Origin of the sequence: Paucilactobacillus wasatchensis (genome assembly GCF_000876205.1) — a bacterium.
Classification (GTDB): domain Bacteria; phylum Bacillota; class Bacilli; order Lactobacillales; family Lactobacillaceae; genus Paucilactobacillus; species Paucilactobacillus wasatchensis.
The window spans coordinates 1-2,237 of the sequence record NZ_AWTT01000082.1 but is presented as its reverse complement, the minus strand read 5'-3'; the positions used below and the strand labels follow the sequence as shown (position 1 = coordinate 2,237).

Annotated in this window: 3 protein-coding genes; all 3 read right to left on the bottom strand. The window is 39.0% G+C overall.

Features of this window, described 5'->3' with window-relative positions; all coding sequences use genetic code 11:
• On the bottom strand, positions 1-240 hold a 240-nt coding region (locus tag WDC_RS09585; RefSeq protein ID WP_156127030.1), incomplete at its 3' end, for a helix-turn-helix domain-containing protein.
• A 250-nt stretch (positions 241-490) separates the two neighbouring features.
• Positions 491-1,372, bottom strand: coding sequence for an aldose 1-epimerase family protein (locus tag WDC_RS09150; RefSeq protein WP_044011541.1), 882 nt, complete (start codon positions 1,370-1,372; stop codon positions 491-493).
• Between the two features lie 63 nt (positions 1,373-1,435).
• On the bottom strand, positions 1,436-2,237 hold an 802-nt coding region (locus tag WDC_RS09145), incomplete at its 5' end, for a glucuronate isomerase (protein ID WP_044011540.1).

Below are 2,237 nucleotides of genomic sequence, written 5' to 3'. Positions count from 1 at the left end.
AATGACTGGATTTGTTCGTCTATATTCTACCACCGCAATTTTAAAATTTTGATTATAATTCGTTTTAGTCCTGTGGACTTTTAATGATTTAAGTCCATGTATTCCGGCCCTTTGAACCCATTTTTCTGCAGTACTTATGCTGGAGATACCATATAAAGCGCATAGATCCTTATAACTGATGTCACCAGTTAAATATCGAGAAACGACGTTTATTTTAAACTCACTGCTATATTTAGTCATAATAAAAGCCCCACAATTATTAGATTTTTTGTCTAACAATTGTAGGGCACTTCAATTTTTTGCCCAGCCTCTTTATTGGTTTAAACAGACCAATTTTCCTTTTTGACGCACGTTTGCTGCAGCTTAAACAATATCCACAGGCCTATGGTTGCTCGACTAGCGTTAACGTTAACATCGATCGTTCATGCGACCTAATTTACTAAAAATAGTGCTAGTCGTATCTAAATATCATTACGACTAGCACTATTTTTTAATTTAAAGTAATTTGATATTCAAACTGCCGTGTTTTACCAGCTGCTAAAGTAACATTGGCTTCTTTGGTTAATAGTTCACTTTGCTGACCACTAATGTCTGGTAATCCCTGGAATGGCTCAATACACAAAAATGGAGCATTGGCGCCTTCTTTAGTCCATAAACAAACATACCTAAAATCAGTCAAAGACAGTTCGATACTGTGCTGCGTTTTTAGTGAACTCAGTTTCACACTGGTAATGCCGTCATTTTCAACAATTACCAAACCAGCCGCAAACATATCGTAATTCAACGAAATATTACTTTTATTAGCCGCCGAGAGCGGAATCACTTTGCCATTTCGGAATGGAGCTGGAGTTTTAACAATTTCAAATTGCTGTAACTCTAAATCGCTGGGAGCAAATTCCAATTGATAGTCAGAAAATTCACCTTCACCATTGATTGGAACGTTGAAAGCTGGGTGTGAGCCTAACGAAAAACTGAGTTCCTGATTATCCAAGTTAGCCACACTGAAATGAAAATTCAATCCTTGTGCCGCAAGTGTAAACGTAATCTTTAGTTTGAAATGAAATGGATAATATTTTTGCGTTGTTGAGTTATCAGTCAGTGACAGCACTAACTTACGACCATCATTTTTCTCGACCGTAAAATCTTCCTCGGACACGAAACCATGTTGGGGCATCTCGTACGTATGACCATCAAATTGATAAGCATCATTTTCTGAACGGCCAATGGCAGGAAACAGCACTGGTGCATGTTTTGGCCATAAATCATTATTCCAAATATAATCAAAATCACCCGATTTATTAATTAAATGTGTTAATTGCGCTCCGTGTTCATCGATGACCGCTTTAAACTGGTCACTTTCAATTGTTTGCATGTTTTTCTCCTTACACAAAAGCCAGTCGAATCGTCAACTGGCTGTTATTAATCTATTTTTGCTCTAGTCCTGATCGAAAAATCCGAAATACTGGTGGGCATTATTGTATGCAATATCTTCAACAATTTGGCCCAAATATTCTTCGTCATCAGGTACTTGACCACGCTGTGCTAACGAACCAATGTAATCACACAACACACGGCGGAAATACTCATGTCGTGGGTATGATAAGAAACTACGCGAATCAGTCAACATCCCCACAAAATTAGCTAATAAACTTTGTTGTGCCATGATTCGCAACTGCTCTTGCATTCCTTCGCGGGTATCATTGAACCACCATGCACAACCTAATTGCATCTTTTGTGTGATTCCACCACCATAAAAGTCGCCCATCCCAGTAGCTAGTTGCATCCAGTCATTTGGATTCAGTGAATAAAGCATTGTCCGTGGAATGTTATCTTCATTTTGCATATCAGTCAGCATAGTAACTAATTGCCCCGCGATGTCTGGTTGAGTCCCCATTGAATCAAAACCGGTATCGGCACCCAGCTTTTCAAACATTGGTTTATTAGCATTACGGACCGCATTAACATGAAATTGCATCGTCCAATCGAACTTCTTGTTGAGCCGCATCAGCATCTCAATTAATCCAGTGGAATATGCATCAATCTCATGAGCAGTTAGGGCTTCGTTATTACGACCCTTAGCAATAATGTCGTTAAGTTCAGCTTCACTAACCTTCACAAAGTGGAACGTATTCAAACCATGATCCGACAACCGACCACCTAAGCTAGCAAAAAATTCAAATCGTTGCTCAAACGCTGCTGTTAAACTGGCAAAATCCGTGATATTAACACTGGCAGCA